Source organism: Geodermatophilus sp. CPCC 205761, assembly GCF_051383655.1.
GTDB lineage: Bacteria > Actinomycetota > Actinomycetes > Mycobacteriales > Geodermatophilaceae > Geodermatophilus.
In genome coordinates, this window is record NZ_JALPKQ010000007.1 from 67102 (window position 1) to 88366 (window position 21265).

19 protein-coding genes and 1 pseudogene are annotated in these 21265 nt (G+C 73.8%); 10 read left to right on the forward strand and 10 right to left on the reverse strand.

Translation table 11 applies throughout. From position 1 onward, the window contains the following. Position 1: 1 nt before the first annotated feature. Complete coding sequence (locus tag MY526_RS06055) at positions 2–166, reverse strand: hypothetical protein (RefSeq protein ID WP_436694378.1); 165 nt, start codon at positions 164–166, stop codon at positions 2–4. 82 nt (positions 167–248) lie between these two features. Between MY526_RS06055 and MY526_RS06060 the strand changes: the two genes are divergently transcribed. The 3 genes from MY526_RS06060 to MY526_RS06070 all read left to right on the forward strand — a co-directional run bounded on the left by MY526_RS06060 (position 249) and on the right by MY526_RS06070 (position 4195). Further along, on the forward strand, positions 249–1154 hold the full coding sequence (locus tag MY526_RS06060; RefSeq protein WP_436703463.1) for a 3-methyladenine DNA glycosylase: 906 nt from the start codon (positions 249–251) through the stop codon (positions 1152–1154). 93 nt (positions 1155–1247) lie between these two features. Continuing rightward, positions 1248–3140: an ATP-binding protein gene (locus tag MY526_RS06065; RefSeq protein ID WP_436703464.1), complete on the forward strand. Its 1893-nt coding sequence runs from the start codon at positions 1248–1250 to the stop codon at positions 3138–3140. A 209-nt stretch (positions 3141–3349) separates the two neighbouring features. Continuing rightward, entirely contained in the window at positions 3350–4195 is an 846-nt protein-coding gene (locus MY526_RS06070) for a tyrosine-protein phosphatase (protein WP_436694381.1), read from the forward strand. 12 nt (positions 4196–4207) lie between these two features. Here MY526_RS06070 and MY526_RS06075 read toward each other — a convergent pair whose 3' ends face one another. Next, positions 4208–6262, reverse strand: coding sequence for a diguanylate cyclase domain-containing protein (locus MY526_RS06075; protein WP_436694382.1), 2055 nt, complete (start codon positions 6260–6262; stop codon positions 4208–4210). 217 nt (positions 6263–6479) lie between these two features. On the opposite strand from MY526_RS06075, the gene MY526_RS06080 reads away from it, so the two are divergent. After that, positions 6480–6956, forward strand: a complete 477-nt coding sequence (locus tag MY526_RS06080; RefSeq protein WP_436694383.1) for a DUF4396 domain-containing protein — start codon at positions 6480–6482, stop codon at positions 6954–6956. Between the two features lie 108 nt (positions 6957–7064). Here MY526_RS06080 and MY526_RS06085 read toward each other — a convergent pair whose 3' ends face one another. After that, positions 7065–7214, reverse strand: coding sequence for a hypothetical protein (locus tag MY526_RS06085; RefSeq protein WP_436694384.1), 150 nt, complete (start codon positions 7212–7214; stop codon positions 7065–7067). Between the two features lie 134 nt (positions 7215–7348). Continuing rightward, positions 7349–9058 (reverse strand): phosphoenolpyruvate--protein phosphotransferase, encoded by a 1710-nt coding sequence (locus MY526_RS06090; RefSeq protein WP_436694385.1) that lies wholly within the window; start codon positions 9056–9058, stop codon positions 7349–7351. Between the two features lie 161 nt (positions 9059–9219). Here MY526_RS06090 and MY526_RS06095 point away from each other — a divergent pair, with 161 nt between their 5' ends. The 4 genes from MY526_RS06095 to MY526_RS06110 are packed head-to-tail and all read left to right on the forward strand — an operon-like array spanning position 9220 to position 13462. Then, on the forward strand, positions 9220–9987 hold the full coding sequence (locus tag MY526_RS06095; RefSeq protein ID WP_436703465.1) for a DeoR/GlpR family DNA-binding transcription regulator: 768 nt from the start codon (positions 9220–9222) through the stop codon (positions 9985–9987). Next, the gene (locus MY526_RS06100; protein WP_436703467.1) at positions 9984–11021 is read left to right on the forward strand and encodes a 1-phosphofructokinase family hexose kinase; all 1038 of its coding nucleotides are present in this window, start codon (positions 9984–9986) and stop codon (positions 11019–11021) included. The genes MY526_RS06095 and MY526_RS06100 overlap by 4 nt, the downstream gene beginning before the upstream one ends. A 22-nt stretch (positions 11022–11043) precedes the next feature. Beyond that, on the forward strand, positions 11044–13152 hold the full coding sequence (locus tag MY526_RS06105) for a PTS fructose transporter subunit IIABC (RefSeq protein WP_436703469.1): 2109 nt from the start codon (positions 11044–11046) through the stop codon (positions 13150–13152). 49 nt (positions 13153–13201) lie between these two features. Continuing rightward, complete coding sequence (locus MY526_RS06110) at positions 13202–13462, forward strand: HPr family phosphocarrier protein (RefSeq protein ID WP_436694389.1); 261 nt, start codon at positions 13202–13204, stop codon at positions 13460–13462. A gap of 112 nt (positions 13463–13574) precedes the next feature. Here MY526_RS06110 and MY526_RS06115 read toward each other — a convergent pair whose 3' ends face one another. From MY526_RS06115 to pdhA, 5 genes are all read right to left on the reverse strand, one after another. Next, a complete protein-coding gene (locus tag MY526_RS06115) occupies positions 13575–14042 on the reverse strand; it encodes an SRPBCC family protein (protein ID WP_436694390.1) in 468 nt (155 codons plus the stop codon). 94 nt (positions 14043–14136) lie between these two features. Further along, positions 14137–15303: an AGE family epimerase/isomerase gene (locus tag MY526_RS06120; RefSeq protein WP_436703470.1), complete on the reverse strand. Its 1167-nt coding sequence runs from the start codon at positions 15301–15303 to the stop codon at positions 14137–14139. Between the two features lie 4 nt (positions 15304–15307). Continuing rightward, positions 15308–16795, reverse strand: a complete 1488-nt coding sequence (locus tag MY526_RS06125; protein WP_436694392.1) for a dihydrolipoamide acetyltransferase family protein — start codon at positions 16793–16795, stop codon at positions 15308–15310. Between the two features lie 2 nt (positions 16796–16797). After that, positions 16798–17775, reverse strand: a complete 978-nt coding sequence (locus tag MY526_RS06130) for an alpha-ketoacid dehydrogenase subunit beta (RefSeq protein WP_436694393.1) — start codon at positions 17773–17775, stop codon at positions 16798–16800. Continuing rightward, positions 17772–18914 carry a pyruvate dehydrogenase (acetyl-transferring) E1 component subunit alpha gene (gene pdhA, locus MY526_RS06135; RefSeq protein ID WP_436694394.1) on the reverse strand — a complete coding sequence of 381 codons (1143 nt, stop codon included), beginning with the start codon at positions 18912–18914 and terminating at the stop codon, positions 17772–17774. Before pdhA ends, MY526_RS06130 begins: the two co-directional genes overlap by 4 nt. Before the next feature lie 213 nt (positions 18915–19127). Here pdhA and MY526_RS06140 point away from each other — a divergent pair, with 213 nt between their 5' ends. Both MY526_RS06140 and MY526_RS06145 read left to right on the forward strand, forming a co-directional pair. Continuing rightward, entirely contained in the window at positions 19128–19601 is a 474-nt protein-coding gene (locus tag MY526_RS06140) for an Lrp/AsnC family transcriptional regulator (RefSeq protein ID WP_436694395.1), read from the forward strand. Positions 19602–19724: 123 nt separating this feature from the next. Further along, positions 19725–20684, forward strand: a pseudogene (locus tag MY526_RS06145) (DUF222 domain-containing protein); the annotation flags it as partial. Between the two features lie 265 nt (positions 20685–20949). Here MY526_RS06145 and MY526_RS06150 read toward each other — a convergent pair. After that, entirely contained in the window at positions 20950–21237 is a 288-nt protein-coding gene (locus MY526_RS06150) for a DUF3253 domain-containing protein (RefSeq protein WP_436703504.1), read from the reverse strand. Positions 21238–21265 lie beyond the last annotated feature (28 nt).

Consider the following 21265-nt stretch of genomic DNA (forward strand, 5'->3'; position numbering starts at 1 on the left):
GTCAGCCGCCGACGAAGCCGGGCGGAACGCCGTCCGTCGTCAGGTGGCGCTGCCGACCGCACACCCGGCACACCTGGTGATCCGGGCCCTCGAACCGCTCGTCGACCGGGTGCCGGCGGACGTAGGCGTGGAGACCGAGCCGGCAGCGGAGGGGCTTGCTCGCCATGGCGCGATGCTCCGCGCGACCCGGCCGGACCGGCCAGGGACGAAGGACACCCGCCCGGGGCGGGGCCGCCTACGCTGGCCGGGTGCGTCGCGAGCCCGTCCGACTGGCCGCGGAGGTCTGGACGGCACGGTCGGCGGCGCACGCCGCGCGGGCCGACGCGCTGACCGCCGGGCACCGCGAACGGCGGGCCACCGGCCGGTCGCACCCGGTCGAGGACTTCCTCTACGAGTACTACTCGACCCGCCCCGCGGTGCTGCGGCGCTGGCACCCCGGCGCCGGGACCGCGCTGGCGCCGTCGGCCGCCGGCCCCGCCCCGCACGCCGGCCGCCGCTGGTACGCCACGGACGACGACGGGGCGGTCGTCCTCGACTCCGAGGCGTTCCTCGCCGACCGTGGCGACACCGTCCGCTTCGTGCGGGACCTGCTGGCCGCGACCGCCGGCCGGCCGGCCTTCCTCGGCTGCTTCGGCCTGCACGAGTGGGCGATGGTCTACCGGCAGGACGAGCACCGGCACCCGCTGCCGCTGCGGCTCGGCCAGGCCGGCACCGACGCGGTGGTCGAGGCGCACCCGATCCGGTGCAGCCACTTCGACGCCTTCCGCTTCTTCACCCCGGCCGCCGTGGGCCTCAACCGGCTGCGGCCCACCCGGGCCACCCAGCCCGACCTCGAACAGCCCGGCTGCCTGCACGCCACCATGGACCTCTACAAGTGGGCGACCAAGCTCGGCCCCGCCGTGCCCGGTGAGCTGCTGCTCGACTGCTTCGAGCTGGCCCGCGACGTCCGGGAGCTGGACATGCGCGCCTCGCCCTACGACCTGCGCGCGCACGGGCGGACGGCGGTGCGCATCGAGACGCCCGAGGGCCGGGCCGAGTACGCGGCTGCCCAGCGCGGGTTCACCGAGCGCGGCGCCGTGCTTCGAGCGACCCTGTCCGACTGGTGCGACCGGATCTTGGGGAGAGAGTCCTGTTCGTCGACATCGGGCACGTAGCGTCGAACGCACCGTGAACGGGGGCCATCTGTGGCGGAGATCGAGCTCGAGGTCGCAGACAGGAAGTTGCAGGGATACGCACGGAGACTGCCGATGGATGCTGTTGCCGAGCTGGTCTGGAACGGGCTCGACGCAGGCGCCAGTCGGGTCTCCGTAACGCTTGAGCGCTCGGCCTGGGGGCCCATCACGGCCATCACGGTCAACGACGACGGTCACGGGATGACTCCCGAAGACGCCGTTTCCTCGTTCCGTCAGTACGGTGACACATGGAAAGCGGACCGCAGGTACCGAACCGGAACCCGGCGCAGTCTCCATGGCCGAAAGGGCGAGGGCAGACTTTTCGCATTCACCCTGGGGAACAGTGCCACCTGGACCACGACTGCGGATACCCCAGCCGGCCGCCAGACGACTCGGATCGACGCGAACAGCAACCACCCTCGCCGGTGGCACATCGGCGATCCCGTCAGCACGGAAGACGCGCCTGGGACATCGGTCAAGATCATCGTCCCTCAGGGCAAGAACCTCAGGAGCCTCGAGCGCGATGATGCACATGAGGAGCTGCTCGCGCGCTTAGCGCCATACCTGCTGGCTTACCCTGGTATCACCGTCGAGTTCGACAACCACCCTCTCAACGCTGCTGCAGCGATAGCGCAGACGACAGATCTGCCCCTCCAACTGCCAGCGCGTTACGCGGATGACGATCCCCCGCCATTCGTCCGCTTCGTTGAGTGGGACAGCAAGCGGACGACCCAGCGCGGCATGTGGGCCTGCACGGTCGATGGCGTGGCCATTGCATCTCTCGAGCAGCATTACAGCTACAGCGATCCACTCATCCGCTTCACGCCTTATGTGCATACCGAACGCTTTCTCGAGGCAGAGGACCCGCACCTCATCCTCATGGCTTACGCAGACCTTCTGGCCGCAGCAGACGTTGCGGTCAAGCGACACCTGGCCCTGCGCCGTCGGGTGGTGGCAACGGAGGTCATCCGAGAACTCAAGGATCAAGACCTGTACCCGTACGACGAGCGAGACACCGATCCAACCCGCGTGCTGGAAAGACGGACCTTCGACCTGGTGGTGACCGTCGCAAGGGACGCGCTACCGAAGCAACTCACCCAGCGCGACCTGTCAGTTCGCCTGATCAAGACTGCACTCGAGAAGGACCCCACCGATCTCAGTCGCATCCTCGAGAGCGTCCTGCATCTTCCGGCGGGGGAGCGCCGCGCTCTGGCCAATCTCCTGGACCGCACAGACTTGTCCCACGTCATTCGAGCCGCGACAGTTGTCAGCGAGAGACTCGACTTCATCGCCTCACTCCGATCCATCTTCGCTGACGACGTGAGAAGATCAGCTCTTCGAGAGGTCGACCAACTCCATCCTGCCATTGCAGCGAACGTCTGGCTCTTCGGGGAGGAGTGGCCGATCACGGGCTCGGAAGTCGGCCTGACGTCCGTTCTGCGGCAACACCTCGACGAACTCGGGGATCAGGTGGAACTGGAGGACCAACTGGACGCCGTGATGAGAGATGACGGTCGATCAGGACGCGTCGACATCCTCTTGTTCCGCACGGGCGGCAGCGAACAGCGCACCGAACGGCTCATCGTCGAACTGAAGCGACCCACCGTTCGCATAGGGAAGCGAGAAGTCGACCAGATCAAGTCATACGCCCGCGCGATCGTGGACAACCCGCAGTATCGCGACGTCGACTGCAGATGGCAGTTCTACCTGGTCACCTACGACTACGACCGCAGGGCCATCGAACGGGACATCAGACAGCGTGACAAGCCTCCGGGACTCGCCGATGACCAGAACGAGTACCAGGTGTGGGTCAAGACGTGGGGAGAGTTGTTCGACGCGGCCGAACGAAAGCTCTTGTTCTTCAAGAAGCAATTGGCGATCGAGGCGGGCGACTCTGCTACGACGAACAAGATCGACACGACTCTGACCCAACTGATCAATCCGACCAGTCCTGGATCGGGCGGCTAACGGTGCGAGCTGGACGACGTGGCTGCGGGGAAGGAGCCCGCGGCTTGCCGGTTTCTCAGGTGGGAGAACCAACCGGCGGAGCGGCCGAAGTGCTTGATCCCTGAGCGCAGTGCCGCCCTCCGCGGCCGCCTGCTGGCCGTCACCTCGGCGTTGATCGCCGTCTCCCCGGCCCGCGCCGGGACGTCGGCGGCGAGTCGTACCGTCGGAGGGTGACCTCGATCCCCACCGACCACCTGCGCACCGACCGCTGGCTGCGGCTCGACGGCACCACCAACACCCGCGACCTCGGCGGGCTGCCGACCGTCGACGGCGGGACGACGCTGCCCGGCCGGATCCTGCGCAGCGACAACCTGCAGACGCTCAGCGAGGGCGACGTCCGCCGGTTGTCCGAGGAGGTGCGGCTGCGCGAGGTGATCGACCTGCGCACGACGGCCGAGGTGCTGCTCGAGGGCCGCGGCCCGCTGCGCGCGGTGACGGAGGTCACCCACCGGCACTTCAGCCTGCTCCCCGAGCGCGGCCACCACACCGACGTGTTCGCCGTCGAGGAGACCGACGTCCCGGAGCTCCCGGCCGACTGGGCCGAGTCCCTGCTGCCCCGGCAGGTGGCGGCGGACGACGAGGCCGAGCCGCCGGCCGTGCGCTCGTACCTCGGGTACCTCGCGCACCGGCCGGAGAACGTGCTCGGCGCGCTGCGCGCCCTGGCCGCCACCCCGGACGGCGCCTCCGTCGTGCACTGTGCGGCCGGCAAGGACCGCACCGGCGTGGTGGTGATGTTCGCCCTGGCGGTGGCCGGCGTACCGCACGAGGAGATCGTCGCCGACTACGCCCTGACCGCCACGGTCATCGACGCCCTGGTCGCCAAGCTCGCCGCCTCGCCTACCTACGCCGAGGACATGGAGCGGCGCGACGTCGCCGTCCACACCCCGCGCGCCGAGACGATGGACCGGCTGCTCGCGCTGCTCGACGAGCGGCACGGCGGTCCGGTCGGGTGGCTGACCGGGCACGGCTTCGGGCCCGGCGAGCAGGCCGCCCTGCGGGCCCGCCTGCGCAGCTGAGTCGCGGGGTCCTCAGCCCTCGGCGGGCTCGGGACCGTCGCGGCCGACGTGCTTGTGCCGGTACATCGCCGCGTCCGCGGCGCGCAGCAGGACGTCCGCCGTTCCCCACTCCCCGCTGTGCACGGCGACGCCGATGCTCGTGCCGACGGCGGCGTCGGTGCGGTCGAGCCGGAACGTCTCGTCGAAGCAGCCGAGCACCCGCGCGACCACCCGGTCGGCGTCCTCGGGCCGGCCGAGGCCGGGCAGGATGACGGCGAACTCGTCGCCGGACAGCCGGCCCACGGTGTCCCCCGGGCGGACGGCGGCGCGCAGCCGCGCGGCCACCTGGCGGAGCAGCTCGTCGCCGGCCGCGTGCCCGAGCGTGTCGTTGACCGCCTTGAACCGGTCGAGGTCGCAGAAGAGCACGGCCACGTGCTGGTCGGGTCGCGTCGTGGCCAGCGCCGTGCCGAGCCGGTCGAGGAAGAGGGCCCGGTTGGGCAGCCCGGTGAGCGCGTCGTGAGTGGCCTGGTGGCGGACGGTCTCCAGGAGGCGGGCCTTTTGCAGGGCCGTCGCCGCCTGGTCCCCGACACCACGCAGCCGCGCCAGCGCGTCGCCGTCCAGCCGAGGCGGGACGTGGCCGGGCGCCCAGCTCGCGGTCGCCACCCCGAGGAAGGTGCGGCCGGCCAGCAGCGGAACGGCCACCGCCCGGCCGACCTCCAGCCGGGTCAGCAGCTCGGCGAGGACGGGGCCGGCCGTCGCCGGGTTCAGGAAGAGGGGCTCGCGGTGGGTGAGCATGTCCACCAGCTCCGGGGTGTCCTCCGCCGACAGCGAGGTGGCCAGCAGCAGCTCGCGCTGGGCGCCGACGTGGCCGGCGGCGGCCGCGGTCACCAGGGAGCCGGCGGCCGGTTCCCACAGCATCATCGCGCCGTTGTCGCAGCCGACGATCCGTGGCAGCGCCTCGGCGACCACCCGGCAGACGGCGGCGGCGTCCTCGGTCTGGGCCAGCTCGTGGGCCACGGCGAGCAGCGCCCCGGCGCGGTGTGCCTCCTGCCGGGAGCTCTCCAGCGCGAAGAGCAGGTCGAGCGCGGCGGCCGCGTGGCCGGCATAGGCGGCGAGCATGCTCCGCTCGTGCCCGAGCGCGCCGTCGCCGGGGCGGTAGACCGCGGCCAGGCGGCCGTGCACACGGCGGGCCGAGGCCACGTCGACGGCGACCACGTTGGGACCGGGGTCCGCACCTGCCAGCAGGTCGGCCGCGAGCCCGTCGACCTCCGCGGAGGGCAGGCCGGCGCTGCGCACGAGGGCCGGTCCCCCGCCGGGGTCGGTGACGGCGAGGACGTGGCCGGGAGCCAGCACCGCCTCGGCCGCACGGGCCACGATGCGCTGCAGGGCCGAGTCGACGTCGTCGCTGCCGACGAGGTCGGCGGCGGCGGACTGGAGGATGCGCAGCTGGTCGCGCAGCGCGTCCAGCTCGGGGGCGACGGCGAGCCGGCCCCGGCGCAGCCGGCGACGGTGCTGCCAGCGCAGGTGGTAGAGGCAGGAAGGCTCGCCGTCGGACTGGCACGCGCTGTGCAGCAGCTCGGCCGGGGGCAGCCCGAAGACGGAGGGCACCATGCTGATCAGGCCCTGCGCGTAGGCGCAGTCGAGCCGTGAGTGCTCGTAGCCGGGGAGGAGGGTGAGCCGGACCGTCGCGTGGCCGGCCCCGGCCTCCAGGATCTCCATCGTCGACGTGGTGGAGAACTTCGCGACCGCCCGGGGCAGCTGCCGGTAGACCTGCCGCGGCGAGCCCATCGCGCGCACGAGCAGCACCACCGCGGGGTTCAGGCCGTGGCCGAGCGCCTCGCGCCCCACCCGGAACATCGTCTCCGGGTCGCCGAGCACCTCGGTCGCGGCGGCGAACAGCCGGATCCGGGTGTCGTAGCTGGTCCAGTACGACGGGCGGGCGAGATCCTCGGCGGTGTGCGGCACACCGGCGCGGCCGAGGACCGCCTCGACGGCGGCGTCCCCGCCCCTGGCACGGACGTACCCGAGCACCAGCGCGGTGGTCGCCCCGGAGGTCTCGCGGGGCTCCGCGGGCAGGTGTGCGCTCATCGCCTCCACCCCTTCTGCACCGGTGACCGCCGCGCGGACGGCGGATCCGCCCGGTTCCGATCTCACGGCGCCCATCGGCAGCCCGGGCCGGCGGATTGAGCCGTCCACCCCCAAGGGGGGACCGCAGGGCGGGACCGCCTCTTGCTCCCGGCACCGCCGAGGAGTACAACGTGTTCCATACCCCATGGGGGTATGGGACACGCAGGGAGGCACTCCGATGCAGACGACAGCACACCAGGAGCACGCCGGAGCGCCCGCGCCCGCCTCGTGGGCGATGGCCGCCGCGGCGACGCTGCACTGCCTCACCGGCTGCGCCATCGGCGAGGTGCTGGGCATGGTGATCGGGACGTCGCTGGGGCTGTCGGACGGCGCGACCGTCGCCCTGGCGGTGGCCCTGGCGTTCGTCTTCGGCTACGCGCTGACCATGCGAGGGGTGCTGCGGGCCGGACTGCCGTTCCGGCGGGCCGTGCGCATCGCCCTGGCGGCCGACACCCTGTCCATCGCGGTGATGGAGATCGTGGACAACGCCGTCATCCTCGCCGTCCCGGGCGCGATGGAGGCCGGCCTCACCAGCGCGCTGTTCTGGCTGACGCTGGCCGGGGCGCTGGCGGTGGCGTTCGTCGTCACGCTGCCGGTCAACCGCGTGATGATCAGCCGCGGGAGGGGGCACGCCGTCGTCCACGGACTGCACTGAGAAGGGCCCCCCACCCCCACCGCTCGCGTCGGGACCCTGCAGGGGGCCGGACGCAAGCGACCCCGGTCTCCGTCGGACGGAGGCCGGGGTCGCGCGGTGTCGTGGCGCTCAGCGGGCGAGGAAGCCGCTGCCGTTCGCCATGGTGAGCAGCTCGTCGCGCATGGCCGGGCTGCTGCTCCGCGCGAGGGCGCGGTCCAGCGCCCGCCGCGTCCGGGCCGCCTGCCGACGCTGCCGCCAGCTCGCCGTCACGCTGTTCATCTCCGCTGCCTTCTCTCTTCGGTTCGTGTCCCTACACCCTCTGCAATGCAGGTGAGAGCCAGAGTATTCCGAAGAAAGCCAGGAAACGAGCCCGCCACGGCGAGGGACCTTCACCCTGGAGGGTGAGATCCGCCTCATCCGCCGGCCAGCACCGCCCGCGCCGCGGCCCGAGCGGCCTGCGGGTCGTCGGTGGCCAGCGCCGCCTCCGCGGCCGCCTGGCAGTCGGCCAGGTCGACGCCGGCCAGCCGGGCACCCACGCCGGGGATCGACGACGCCGCGCAGGACAGCGAGGTGATGCCGAGGCCGACGAGGACGCAGGCGAGCAGGGGGTCGGCCGCCGCCTCGCCACAGACCCCGACCGGCCGGTCGGCGCGGGCGCCCGCCGCGGCGGTCAGCTGCACCAGGGCGAGCAGCGCCGGCTGCCACGGGTCGGTCAGGTCGGCGAGGTCGGCCGAGAGCCGGTCGGCGGCGAGGGCGTACTGCGACAGGTCGTTGGTGCCGATCGACAGGAAGTCGACGTGCCGGAACAGCCGGTCGGCCATCAGCGCGGCCGAGGGCACCTCGATCATGACGCCGGGGACCAGCCCGCGGTCGCGCACCTGCCGGGCGAAGTCCGCCGCCTCACCGACCGTCGCGACCATCGGGGCCATGACCCACGGCTGCGCGCCGGTCGACCGCGCGGCCTCGGCGATCGCGTCGAGCTGCCGCTCGAGCAGGCCGGGGTCACGACGGGCCACCCGCAGGCCGCGGACGCCGAGCGCGGGGTTCGCCTCGTCCGGCGGCGTGGCGAAGGCCAGCGGCTTGTCCGACCCCGCGTCCAGGGTGCGGACGACGACCCGCCGTCCCTCGAACGCGGTGAAGACGTCGGCGTAGCCGCGGGCCTGCTCGTCGACGGAGGGCTCCTCCGCACGGCCGAGGAAGGCGAGCTCGGTGCGCAGCAGGCCGACCCCCTCCGCGTGCGCCGCGGCGGCCGCCCGGGCCCCGGCGCCGTCCTGGACGTTGGCCAGCACCTTGACCGCCACGCCGTCGCGCGTGCGGCCCGGCCCCCGGTAGCCGGCCAGCGCCTCGGTGGCCAGCCGGGCGGCGGCGACGCGCGCCTGCGCCTCCTCGGGGTCGGGGTCGATGGTCACCGTGCCGCGGTCGCCGTCGAGCAGGACGGTCGCACCCGCGGGGACGTCCTCGAGGTCGGCGATCGCGACCACGCAGGGCAGGCCGAGCTGGCGGGCGATGATCGCGGTGTGGCTCGTCGTGCCACCGAGCCGGGTACCCAGCCCGATCACCCGCGCCGGGTCGAGACCGGCGGTGTCGGCCGGCGCGAGGTCGTCGGCGAGGAGCACCGACGGCACCTCGGGGCTGGGCACGCCGGGCTCGCCCTGCCCGGTGAGCTGGGCGACGATCCGGTCGCGGATGTCGCGCACGTCGGTGACCCGCTCGGCCATCAGCCCGCCGAGGCTGGTGAACAGCTCGACGAACTGCTGGGCGGCCTGCACGGTCGCCACCGCGGCCGGCGCTCCGGCGTCGATCCGCTGCTCGACGGCCGACAGCAGCCCCCGGTCCCGGGCCAGCCCGGCCGTGGTGCTCAGCACCTCGGCACTGACCCCGGTGGCGACCGAGGCCCGCTGGGCGAGCCGGTCGGCGACCACGTCGGCGGCGGCGACGAAGCGCTCCCGCTCCCCCGCCCGCTCCTCCTCGGGGACGACCACACCCTCGTCGGCGGGCAGGCGCACCGCGCCCGAGGGGCGGATCACCGGGCCGAACGCGACGCCGGGCACGACGGGGGTGCCGGGCAGCACGACCGGGCCGGAGCCGACGGAGGGAGCCGTGGTGCCAGGAGCGGTGGACATGGGTACCTGCCTAGGGCCGAGGTGGTCAGGAGCGGACGGACACCGGCGTCCTCCGGTGACCACCGTCACCGAAAAGTGTTGACTTGTCAACGGATCACACGTAGAACAACAGCATCACAACTGCAAAGCCACACAAACGGGCATAGCTGAGGGGGTGGACGGTGTACGCAGAGGAACGCCAGCAGGCGATCGCCGGGCTGGTGGCTGATCGTGGCCGCGTCGCGGTGACCGCGCTGGCCGAGGAGTTCGGGGTGACCACGGAGACGGTGCGGCGCGACCTCGCCGTCCTGGAGCGGGCCGGCATGCTGCGCCGGGTGCACGGCGGCGCGGTGCCCGCGGGGGCGCTCACCTACGTGGAGACGGCCCTCAGCGAGCGGCACGGCACGCGCGGCGAGCAGAAGCGCAAGATCGCCGCGGCCGCCCTCGATCTTCTACCGGGCGCCGACGGCAGCCTGCTGCTCGACGGCGGCAGCTCCACCGCCGCCCTCGCCGAACTGCTGCCCGGCGACCGCCGGCTGTTCGTGGCCACCCACTCCGTGCCGCTGGCCGCCCGCCTGAGCACCATGCCCGGCGTCTCCCTGCACGTCGTCGGCGGCCGGGTCCGCGGCCTCACCCAGTGCGCGGTCGGCGAGCAGGCGATCTCCACCCTCGCCGACCTGCGGGTCGACGTCGCCTTCCTCGGGGCCAACGGCATCACGGCCGACCACGGCTTCAGCACGCCCGACGAGGCCGAGGCGTCGGTCAAGCGGGCCATGATCCGCGCCGGGCAGCGGGTGGTCGTCCTCGCCGACAGCAGCAAGCTCGGCCGCGAGCACCTGGTCCGGTTCGCCGCCCCCGCCGACGTCGACGTGCTGGTCACTGACGCCGACGTCGACCCGGCGCTCGTGGTCCGGCTCGAGGACGCCGGCGTCGAGGTCGTGGTCGCATGAACGGCGGCCGGATCGTCACGCTGACCGCCAACCCGAGCCTGGACCGCACGCTGGCCCTCCCCGGCCGGCTCGAGCGCGGGAGCGTCGCCCGGCTCGCGCCGAGCTCCACCGAGCCGGGCGGCAAGGGGGTCAACGTCGCCCGGGCGGTGGCCGCGGCCGGCGGGGACGTCGTCACCGTGCTCCCCGCCGCGGACGACGACCCGATCGTCGCCGCGCTGCACCGGCTGGGCCTGCCGCTGGCCGCGGTGCCGGTGGAGGCCCCGGTGCGCACCAACTACACGCTGGCCGAGCCCGACGGCACGACCACCAAGCTCAACGAGCCCGGTGCGGCGCTGGACGACGCCACCCGGGCCCGGCTGACCGCGGTCCTCCACGAGCACGCCGCGGGCGCCCGTTGGGTGGTGCTGTCCGGGTCACTGCCGCCGGGCACGCCGGTGGACTGGTACGCCGACCTGGTCCGCTCGCTGCGGGACACCGGCGCCAAGGTCGCCGTCGACACCTCCGAGGCGCCCCTGCTGGCCCTGCTGGCCGCCGGCCCGGACGCCGCGCCGGACCTGCTCAAGCCGAACTCCGAGGAACTGGCCCAGCTGACCGGCGCCAGCGAGGCCGAGCTGACCGCAGACCGGGACGCCGCCCTGGCCGCCGTCGCCACGCTGCACGAGCGCGGCGTCGGCGAGGTGCTGCTCACCCTCGGGGCGGACGGCGCGCTGCTGTCCTGCGCCGACGGCGTGTGGTCGGCCCTCCCCCCGCCGATCGCCGTCCGCAGCACGGTCGGCGCCGGCGACTGCAGCCTGGCCGGTCACCTGCTGGCCGACCTGGCCGGCGCCGAGGCGCCGGACCGGTTGCGCTCCGCCGTCGCCTACGGGGCGGCGAGCGCGTCCCTGCCCGGATCCGCCGTCCCGACGCCGGCCCAGGTCGACCGAACCGCCGTCGAGGTCACCGCCGTCTCGGGGCCCGTCCCCGCGGCAGCACCGAGCACCACCCCCGCACCGCCCCGCTCCGCCGTCCCGGCCGCCGGCCGCGACGTCCGCTGACGCCTCCGGAGAGGTCCCATCCATGCCCGCCTTGATCACCCCTGACCTGGTCGCGCTCGACGCCGACCTGGGTGCCGACAAGAGCACGGTCGTGCGCCGGCTGGCCGCGCTCGTCGCCGGCGACGGACGCGCGACCAGCGCCGACGGCCTGGCCGACGACGCGCTGGCCCGCGAGGCCCAGGCGGCCACCGGCCTGCCCGGCGGCATCGCCATCCCGCACTGCCGATCGGAGTCGGTGACCGAGGCGTCGCTGGCCTTCGCCCGGCTCTCGCCCAAGGTCGACTTCGGTGCCCCCGACGGCCCGGCCGACCTGGTCTTCCTCATCGCCGCGCCGGCCCACGGCGACGCCGACCACCTGACCCTGCTCACGGCGCTGGCCCGGGCGCTGGTGCGGCCGGAGTTCGTCGCCTCGCTCCGGGCCGCCGGCTCCGACGCCGAGGTGGTCGCCCTGGTGCAGGAGGTCGTGGCCCCGGAGCCCGCGGCCGCGCCCGTGGGGTCCCCCGCCGGTGCGCCCGCGCCCACCCCGGCGCCCGCGGCCCAGCCGCAGGCCGCCGGCCGGCGCAGCCTGGTCGTCGTCAGCGCCTGCCCGACCGGCATCGCGCACACCTACATGGCCGCCGACAAGCTCACCGCCGCGGCGCAGGCCGCCGGGATCGACCTGCACGTGGAGACGCAGGGGTCCTCCGGCTCCACCCCGCTCGCCCCGGAGGTCATCCGGAACGCCGACGCGGTCATCTTCGCCGTCGACGTGGGGGTCAAGGACCGCGACCGGTTCGCGGGCAAGGCGCTCGTCCAGTCGGGCACCAAGCGGGCGATCAACGAGCCGGACGTCATGATCCGCGAGGCGCTCGCCGCCGCGGACGACCCGAACGCCCGCCGGGTGCCCGGTGACGGCGCCGCGGGAGAGGCGGCCGCCGCGTCGTCCGCGGGCGGCCCCAGCACCGGCGCGGAGATCCGCCGCTGGCTGCTGACCGGCGTCAGCTACATGATCCCGTTCGTGGCGGCCGGCGGCCTGCTCATCGCCCTGGGCTTCCTGTTCGGCGGCTACCAGATCGTCACCCCGAACCCCGATGTCGAGGGCCAGAGCTACGCCCTCAGCTGGCTGCAGAACAACTCGTTCCTCAACCTGCCCAGCGCCCCCGGCGTCGAGGGCCTCAACGACGGCTTCTGGGGCTACCTCGGCGCGATCTGCACCGTCCTCGGCCAGGCCGCGTTCGGCTTCCTGGTCCCGGCGCTGGCCGGCTACATCGCCTACGCGATCGCCGACCGCCCCGGCATCGTCCCCGGCTTCGTCATCGGCGCGGTCTCCGTCACCCTGGACGCCGGCTTCCTCGGTGGTCTCGTGGGCGGCATCATCGCCGGGTTCGCCGCGCTCTGGATCGGCCGCTGGAAGCTGCCCGCCGGGGTCCGCGGCCTGCAGCCGGTCGTGATCATCCCGCTGCTCGCCACGCTGATCTCCAGCGGCATCATGGCCGTCTTCCTCGCCCGCCCGCTGGCCGCCGCCGTCGAGGGACTGGGCAACTGGCTCAACGGCCTCAGCGGGAGCTCCGCCATCCTGCTGGGCATCATCCTCGGCCTGATGATGTGCTTCGACCTGGGCGGCCCGGTCAACAAGGCGGCCTACCTGTTCGCCACCGCGGGCCTGGCCTCGCAGACCAGCGGCTCGCTGATCATCATGGCCACGGTCATGGCCGCGGGCATGGTCCCGCCGCTGGCGATGGCGCTGAGCACGGCGATCCGCCCGAAGCTGTACACCCCCGCCGAGCGCGACCAGGGCAAGGCCGCCTGGCTGCTGGGCCTGTCCTTCATCTCCGAGGGTGCCATCCCGTTCGCCGCGGCCGACCCGCTGCGGGTCATCCCGTCGATGATGCTGGGCGGCGCCACCACCGGCGCCATCGTGGCGGCCAGCGGCGTCGAACTGCGAGCTCCCCACGGCGGCATCTTCGTGTTCTTCGCGATGAGCAACGTGCTGGTGTTCGTGGTCGCCCTCGTCGTGGGGACGATCGTCGGCGCCCTCGCCGTGACGATCGCCAAGAGCATCGGCCGCCGCAAGACCGAGGAGGTCCCCGAGGACGCCGTCGACCTGCAGCACGCCCACGTCCCCGCGCACACCCCGCCGGTTCGCGCCTGACCTGGCGGGCTACAGACCCACCACCGTCCCCGGAGCGAGGAGAAACTCCATGCCCAGTCAAGTCGTCACCGTCGGGTCGCGCGTCGGGCTGCACGCCCGCCCGGCCGCGCTCATCGCCGAGGCCGTCGGCAAGGCCGGGGTGCCGGTCACCCTGGCCACCGCCGGCGGCGCCCCGGTGGACGCCGGCTCGCCCCTGATGATCATGACTCTCGGCGCCAAGAAGGGCATGGAGGTCGTCGTCACCAGCGACGACCCGGCCGTGCTCGAGCAGATCGCCGGCCTCGTCGAGCAGGACCTCGACGCCGAGTAGCCGGCCACCGGACGACGGCGCCCGTTCCCTGCAGAAGGGAGCGGGCGCCGTCTTCGTGTCCGGCCTCGCCGCCCGGTCCGCCGTCGACCGGCGGGCGGGCAGGGGCGTGCTCCTACGGCTGGTCGGGGCGGGACACCTCGCCGCGCCAGGCACCGGTCTCGGTGCCGCGGCTCTCGATGAACTCCTTGAACCGCTTGGCGTCGGCCTTGACCTGCCGGTCGTCGAAGCCGAGGGCCGCGCCGGCCTTCTCCACGAGCCCCTCGGGCTCCCAGTCGATCTGGATCATCACGCGGGTCTTCGCGTCGTCGAGCCGGTGGAAGGTCACCACGCCGGCGTGCTTGGCCTCGCCGCTGGTGCTGGTCCAGGCCACCCGCTCCTCGGGGCGCTGCTCGGTGATCTCGGCGTCGAACTCCCGCTTCACGCCGTCGATGCTGGTGACCCAGTGGGTGTGCGTGGCGTCGAGCTGGGTGATCCGCTCGACCCCGCCCATGAACTGCGGGAAGGTCTCGAACTGCGTCCACTGGTCGTAGGCGACCCGGATCGGGACATCGACGTCGATGGCTTCCTGCACGCTGGCCACGGGTTCTCCTCTGTCTCGGGGACTCGGTCGTGCACCACCTACCCACGCCGTCCGGCCCGGACACGTCGCGGAGGAGCCGCCGCGAGTCCGGACGTCAGCGCAGGGCGGCCGCCACGCTCCCCCGCACCGGCCGGCCCTCGGACAGCAGCAGCATCTGGGTGAGGTGGTAGGCGTCGGGCTGGCCGTCCCAGGTCCCCGACGTCACCTCCCCGGTCGGCGCCAGCTCGTGGTGCCAGCTGCCGGTGACCGGATCGGCGAACCGCTCCTCCCCGTGCTCCCGCCACCGCCGGGCGAGGTCCCGGTACCGCTCCTCGCCGGTGACCTCGGCGAGCACCGCGGCCGCGGCGATCGCCTCGCACAGCACCCAGTGCATGCGGGCGCCGACGACAACGCGGTCGTCCCAGTCGAGGGTGTACGGGAAACCGTCGTGCCCGTCGGCGGCCCAGCCCCGCTCGGCGGCGGCGTCGAACAGCCCGACGGCGTCCTCCAGCAGCCACGGCGGGGGCTCGGAGGTCACCGCCCGCACGTGCAGGGCGAGCCGGGACCACTCGAACTGGTGCCCGATCGTCACGCCGAACGGCCGGAACTTGTGCGCGGGGTCGTCGCGGTTGTACTCGGGCAGCGGCGTCCACCCGGGGGTGAAGTGCTCGGGCAGCCGCCAGTCGCGATCCCGCGCCCAGCCGTGCAGCACCCGCTCGGTGGTGCGCAGCGCCTGGGCGCGCAGCTGCGCGGCCATCGAGTCCTCGCCGAGCGCGTCGGCGGCGGCCAGCGAGGCCTCGACTCCGTGCATGTTCGCGTTGACGCCCCGGTACTCCGACAGCTCGGTCCAGCCGGCGTCCCACTCCTCGACCGCCAGCCCGGGTGCGTCGTCCCAGAACCGGGTCTGCCAGACGTCGAGGGCCTCGTCGAGCAGCGCCCGGCCGCCCGGGTCGCCGACCGCGGTGGCCGTGGCCCCCGCGAGGACGACGAAGGCGTGCACGTACGCGGACTTCGTGTCGTCCTCGGCCGTGGCCCGCCAGCCGCCGTGCTCGCGGTCGCGCAGGGGCCCGTCGGTCAGCGCCTCGACGCCGTGACGGACCAGTTCGCCCGCCCCGGGCCGGCCCAGCAGGTGGGCCAGCCCGAAGACGTGCGTCTTGCGCGCGGTGATGAAGGTCATCAGCGGACGGTCGGCGAACACCTGCCCGTCGGCGCCGAGGAAGCCGAACCCGCCGGGCACCGCGGAGCGCTCGGCGAAGTCGAGCAGCCGCTGCAGATCGGTCATGCGCTCAGAAGGCCAGCGCGGTGCCGGGGTCGGACAGCAGCGCGCCGACGTCGGCCAGGAACCGGCTGCCCAGCTCCCCGTCGATGATCCGGTGGTCGAACGACAGCGCCAGCTGCGTCACCTGCCGCGGCTTCACCTTGCCCTTGTGCACCCACGGCATCTCGCGGACGGCACCGAAGGCCAGGATCGCCGACTCGCCGGGGTTGAGGATCGGGGTCCCGGTGTCGACGCCGAACACCCCGACGTTGGTGATCGTGATCGTGCCGCCGGTCATGTCCACCGGGGCCGTCCGCCCTGCCCGCGCCGTCTCGGTCAGCTCGGCCAGGGCCGCGGCCAGCTCGGTCAGCGTCAGCCGGCCGGCGTCCTTGACGTTGGGCACGATCAGGCCGCGCGGGGTGGCGGCGGCGATGCCCAGGTTCACCTGCCCGTGGACGACGATCTCCTGCGCGGCCTCGTCCCAGGAGCTGTTCACCATCGGGTGCCGGCCGACGGCGAGCAGCAGCGCCTTGGCCACGAACAGCAGCGGGCTGACCTTGAGACCGGCGAACTCCGGCCGGGCGGCCAGCCGCTCACGCAGCTTCGTCATCCGGCTGACGTCGACGGTCAGGAACTCGGTGACGTGCGGCGCGGTGAACGCGCTGGCCACCATCGCCGCCGCGGTGTGCTTGCGGACCCCCTTGATCGGGATCCGCTGCTCCCCGTGCGGACTCTCGGCGCCGGAGGTCCGGTGGAGGACCGTCGCGGGCGCCGCGGCCGGAGCCGCCCCGCCGGCCGCCGCCTCGACGTCGGCGCGGGTGATGACCCCGCCCGCGCCGCTGCCGGTCAGCGTGGTCAGGTCGACGCCGAGGTCCCTGGCCAGCTTGCGCACCGGCGGCTTGGCCAGCGGCCGCGCCCGCCCCCGCCCGGGCTGGGCGACCAGCGCGGTCGCCGCCTCCTCGACCGCGGCGTGCGCCTCGGCGGCCCGGCCGACCTCCAGCCCGCCGTGCCGCACCGGCTTGGTGCGGGCGTCGGGCGCGGTGGTGAGCAGCGGGGTGCCGTGCGCGTCGTCGGTGGACCCGGCCAGCGGCGCCGGGCCGGCGGGCGAGTGCACGGCGCGGCGCGGGCGTCGGCGGGCCTCGGTCGTGCGCGGGCCGTAGCCGACCAGCACCGCCGTCCGGCCACCGGGCGCGGCGCCCCCGATCAGGCCGGCGGCGGGCTCGGCGGCGGCGTCCCCCGCCGGGGCCGGGGTGGGCGCGCTCGGCGCCTCGCCACCGATGTCGATCGTGATGATCGGCGTCCCGACGTCGACCGTCTCGCCGGCCTCGTGCAGCAGCGCGGTGACCGTGCCCGCCCACGGCGAGGGCAGCTCGACGGCGGCCTTGGCCGTCTCCACCTCGCACAGCGGCTGGTTGATCGTGACCGTGTCGCCGACGGCGACCAGCCAGTGCAGGATCTCGCCCTCGGTCAGCCCCTCGCCGACGTCGGGCAGCTTGAACTGCCGGAGCTCCCCCATCCTCAGAACCCCATCGCGCGGTCGACGGTGTCGAGCACGCGGTCGAGGTCGGGGAGGTACTCCTCCTCCAGCTTCGACGGCGGGTACGGGGTGTCGTAGCCGCCCACGCGCAGCACCGGCGCCTCCAGCGAGTGGAAGCAGGTCTCGGTGACCCGAGCGGCGATCTCGGCGCCGAGCCCGAGGGTCAGCGGCGCCTCGTGCACGACGACGCAGCGGCCGGTGCGCCGGACGGAGTCGTAGACCGGGTCCAGGTCGAGCGGGGAGAGCGTGCGCAGGTCGACGACCTCGAGCGAGCGCCCCTCCTCGGCGGCCGCCTCCGCCGCCTGCAGCGCGGTCTTCACCATCGGACCGTAGGCGAGCACGGTCACGTCGTCGCCGCCGCGGACCACCCGGGAGGAGAACAGCGGCGCGGGCGTGCCGTCGGTGTCGACCTCGGCCTTCTCCCAGTAGCGGCGCTTCGGCTCGAGGAAGACGACCGGGTCGGGGTGGGCGATCGCCTGCTGGATCCCCCAGTAGGCGTCGACCGGGTTGCTCACCGCCACGACCTTGAGGCCGGGGGTGTGCGCGAAGTACGCCTCGGGGCTCTCGCTGTGGTGCTCGACCGCACCGATGCCGCCACCGAAGGGGATGCGGATGACGATCGGCATCGCCAGCTTCCCGCGCGAGCGGGCATGGATCTTGGCCACCTGGGTGACGATCTGGTTGTAGGCAGGGAAGACGAACCCGTCGAACTGGATCTCGCAGACCGGCCGGTAGCCGCGCATGGCCAGGCCGACGGCGGTGCCGAGGATGCCGGCCTCGGCCAGCGGGGTGTCGACGACGCGGTCCTCGCCGAAGTCCTTCTGCAGGCCGTCGGTGATCCGGAAGACACCGCCGAGCCGGCCGATGTCCTCGCCCATGAGCACGACCTTCGCGTCGTCCTCCATGGCCCGGCGCAATCCGAGGTTGAGCGCCTTGCCGATCGTGAGGACCTGGCTCATCGCTCCTCCCCTCCCTCGAAGCTCGCCTGGTAGGCCTCGAACTCCGCCTGCTGGGCGGCGAGGTGCGGGGTCTGCTCGGCGTACACCCGGTCGAAGATCGCCGTCCCCGGCGGGTCGGGCATCTCGACGGTGCCGGTGCGGATCCGGTGGGCCAGCTCGTCGGCCTCGGCCTCGACCGCGTCGAAGAAGTCGTGGTCGACGGCGCCGGAGCGCGACAGGTGCGCCTTGAGCCGGGCGATCGGATCGCGCAGCTTCCACTCCTCCAGCTCGCTGGCCAGCCGGTAGCGGGTGGGGTCGTCGGAGGTGGTGTGCGCGCCCATCCGGTAGGTGAACGCCTCGATGAACGTCGGCCCCTGGCCGTCGCGGGCGGCGGCCAGCGCCGCGCGGGTGACCGCCAGGACGGCGAGGACGTCGTTGCCGTCGACCCGGACGCCGGGGAAGCCGAACCCGGCGGCGCGCTGGTAGAGCGGCACCCGGGACTGTCGCTCGAGCGGGACGCTGATCGCGTACTGGTTGTTCTGGCAGAAGAAGACGACGGGCGCGGAGAAGCTCGCCGCCCAGATCATGGCCTCGTTGACCTCACCCTGGCTGGTCGCGCCGTCGCCGAGGAAGGCCAGCGCGGCGGTCTCGGCGCCGTCGCGCTGCAGGCCCATCGCGTACCCGGTGGCGTGCAGGCACTGCGCGCCGATGACGACGGTGTACAGGTTGAAGCCGGTGGCGACCGGGTCCCAGCCGCCGTTGTCGACGCCGCGGAACAGGCTGATCACGTGCAGCGGGTCGACGCCGCGGGTCCAGGCGACGCCGTGCTCCCGGTAGGTGGGGAACGCCGTGTCGTCGGGCTGCATCGCCCGGCCGGCGCCGATCTGGGCGGCCTCCTGCCCGAGCAGCGACGCCCAGATGCCCAGCTCGCCCTGGCGCTGCAGGGCCGTGGCCTCGACGTCCCACCGGCGCACGAGCACCAGGTCGCGGTACAGGCCGCGCAGCTCGTCGGGTCCGATGTCGAGGGAGTACTCCGGGTGCTCGACCCGCTCGCCTTCCGGCGTCAGGAGCTGGACGAGGTCGGGTTGCTGCGGCAGGTGGGGCGCTCCGGCACCGGGTACCGGATCGACCACCTCGGTGGTCACGCTCGACACGGACACACGTCTCTCCTCGCCGTCGGCCGCTGCCCGGGGTCGCCGGAACGGGCGGTACTGGACGTCTCGTGGCACCGGGGTGTGGCGCCACTCACACATCGTGGCACGACTCCCGTCCCCGCGAGAAGATCACCGCTCCTGCGGCATGCGCAAGAGGGATCCCGTCGAGTGCGCAGATTGCTCGGTACTAGGACGTCCTCACATGTCAGACTGAGCACCGTGCCGGCCGTAGACGCCACCGACGCCCGCCTGCTGCAGGCCCTGTCCGAGGACCCGCGCGCGACCGTGATGGCGCTGTCGCAGCGACTCGGGTTGGCGCGCAACACCGTGCAGGCGCGGCTGACCCGGTTGGAGAGCAGCGGCGCGCTCGCCCCGTACGAGGCGCGGGTCCACCCGGAGGCCCTCGGCTACCGCCTCGGCGCCTACGTGACGGTGCAGGTGGTGCAGCGCAGCCTGGCCGACGTCGGCGACGCGCTCGCCCACATCCCGGAGGTGCTCGAGGTGACGGCGCTCTCCGGCGTCGCCGACCTGCTGGTGCGGGTGGTGGCCACCGACGCCGACGACCTGTGGCGGATCACCGAGCGGGTGCTGGCCATCCCCGGCGTGCAGCGCACGGACACCGCCCTGGCGCTGCGCCGGCTGGTCGACCACCGGATGGGCCCGCTGCTGGAACGCGCCGCCGGGACCGAGTGATCGGTGCTGTCAACCCGTCCGCGCGATCTGTGGACAGGGTCCTGACCTGTGGATTCGCTCCGCCGGCTCGTGCGTGCCGCGGTAGACTTCGAACACCTGATCGAAGCGTGCTGGGAGGTGGTCGTGGACGAGCTGACGGTCGCACTGGACGGGCTCGCCGGCACGGACCTGTCACCGTTGTTCGGTCCGGCGCTGCTGGAGCGGTTGCGCCGGTTGCTGCTGGCGCAGAACCGGCTGGCCGCCGAGATCACCCGCACCGTGCGGCAGTGCGAGCGGACCGGGGCCGCCGAACACGACGGGCTCAAGACCATGCAGTCCTGGCTGCGCGGCCACGCCGGGCTCTCGCCGTCCTCGGTGGGGCACCTGGTGCGGAATGCGAGGGCGCTGGAGCATCTGCCGGCGGTGGCCGCCGGGTTCGCCGCCGGACAGATCACCGCCGATCAGGTCTCGGTGGTCGCCCCGATCACCCGCGCGGACCGGCGCGCCGCGGCCACCGCGGCAGGAGTGCAGCTCGCCGAGACCGACGCCGTTCTCGCGCGGGTGGCCGTCGAGCAGCCGATCGCGGCCCTGGGCGAGGCGGTGCGGCGCTACCTGGCCCACCTCGAGCCCGACGGCGCCGAACCGGACCCCACCGTGGGCCGGTCGCTGACGATCGCCAAGCACCCCGACGGGTCGATCACCGGCCGCTTTGAGCTCGATGCCGTCGGCGGGGAGAAGCTGCAGACCGCGCTGGAGGCGATCGTGCAGGCCGGCCGGTGCGCCGGAGACATCCGCACCCGCGCCCAGCAACTCGGCGACGCCCTGGTCCAGCTCTGCGACAACCAGTTGGCCACCGGCGGCCTGCCGGTGCTGCGGACGGTGAAGCCACACCTGGTGGTCCGGATCGACCTGCCCGACCTCGCCGGCCCGGGCACCGGCCGGCACACCGCCGAGCTCGGCTTCGGCGCCACCGTCTCCGCGGCCCGGGCCCGCTGGCTGGCCTGCGACGGCGCGGTGTCCCGGATCGTGCTGGGCCCCGACGGCGCGCCGCTGGACCTGGGCCGGGAGAAACGGGTGGTCACCGCGCACCTGCGCCGGGCGGTCGAGCACCGCGACCGGTGCTGCGTGTTCACCGGCTGCGGCGCGCCCACCCACTGGTGCGACGTCCACCATCTCCTGGAGTGGATCAACGGCGGCCCGACCAGCCTGGAGAACAGCGCGCTGCTCTGCGAGCGGCACCACACCAAGGTCCACCACGGCTTCCGGATCGAACGACAACCCGACGGCCGATGGCGCACCTGGCGCCCCGACGGCACCGAGATCCTCATCCACCCACCGCTGGACGCGGCCGCGTCATCACCGACGGCGGCTACCCCGGCCGGCGCACCCGGACCGGACCACGAGCGACCCGCACGTCCACGACCTCGCCCCGCTGGGTCACCTCCGCGCGGCCGGCGGCGGCCAGCCGCCCGGCAGCGGCGCGAGCGGCGGGCATCAGCTCCCGCCAGTCGTCAGGGTCGACGGCCCGGGCGGCCTCCGAGGGGCAGATCGACGCGCCCGCCTGCCGGTCGTCGAGCAGCTCCTCGATCGTTCGCTCGAGCCGGGCGTCGACGTCGTCCACACCGGTAGGGTGCGGGTGCGCCCGCGCCGCCGCCACTGGTGCCGGCAACCCCGCAGGAGCACGC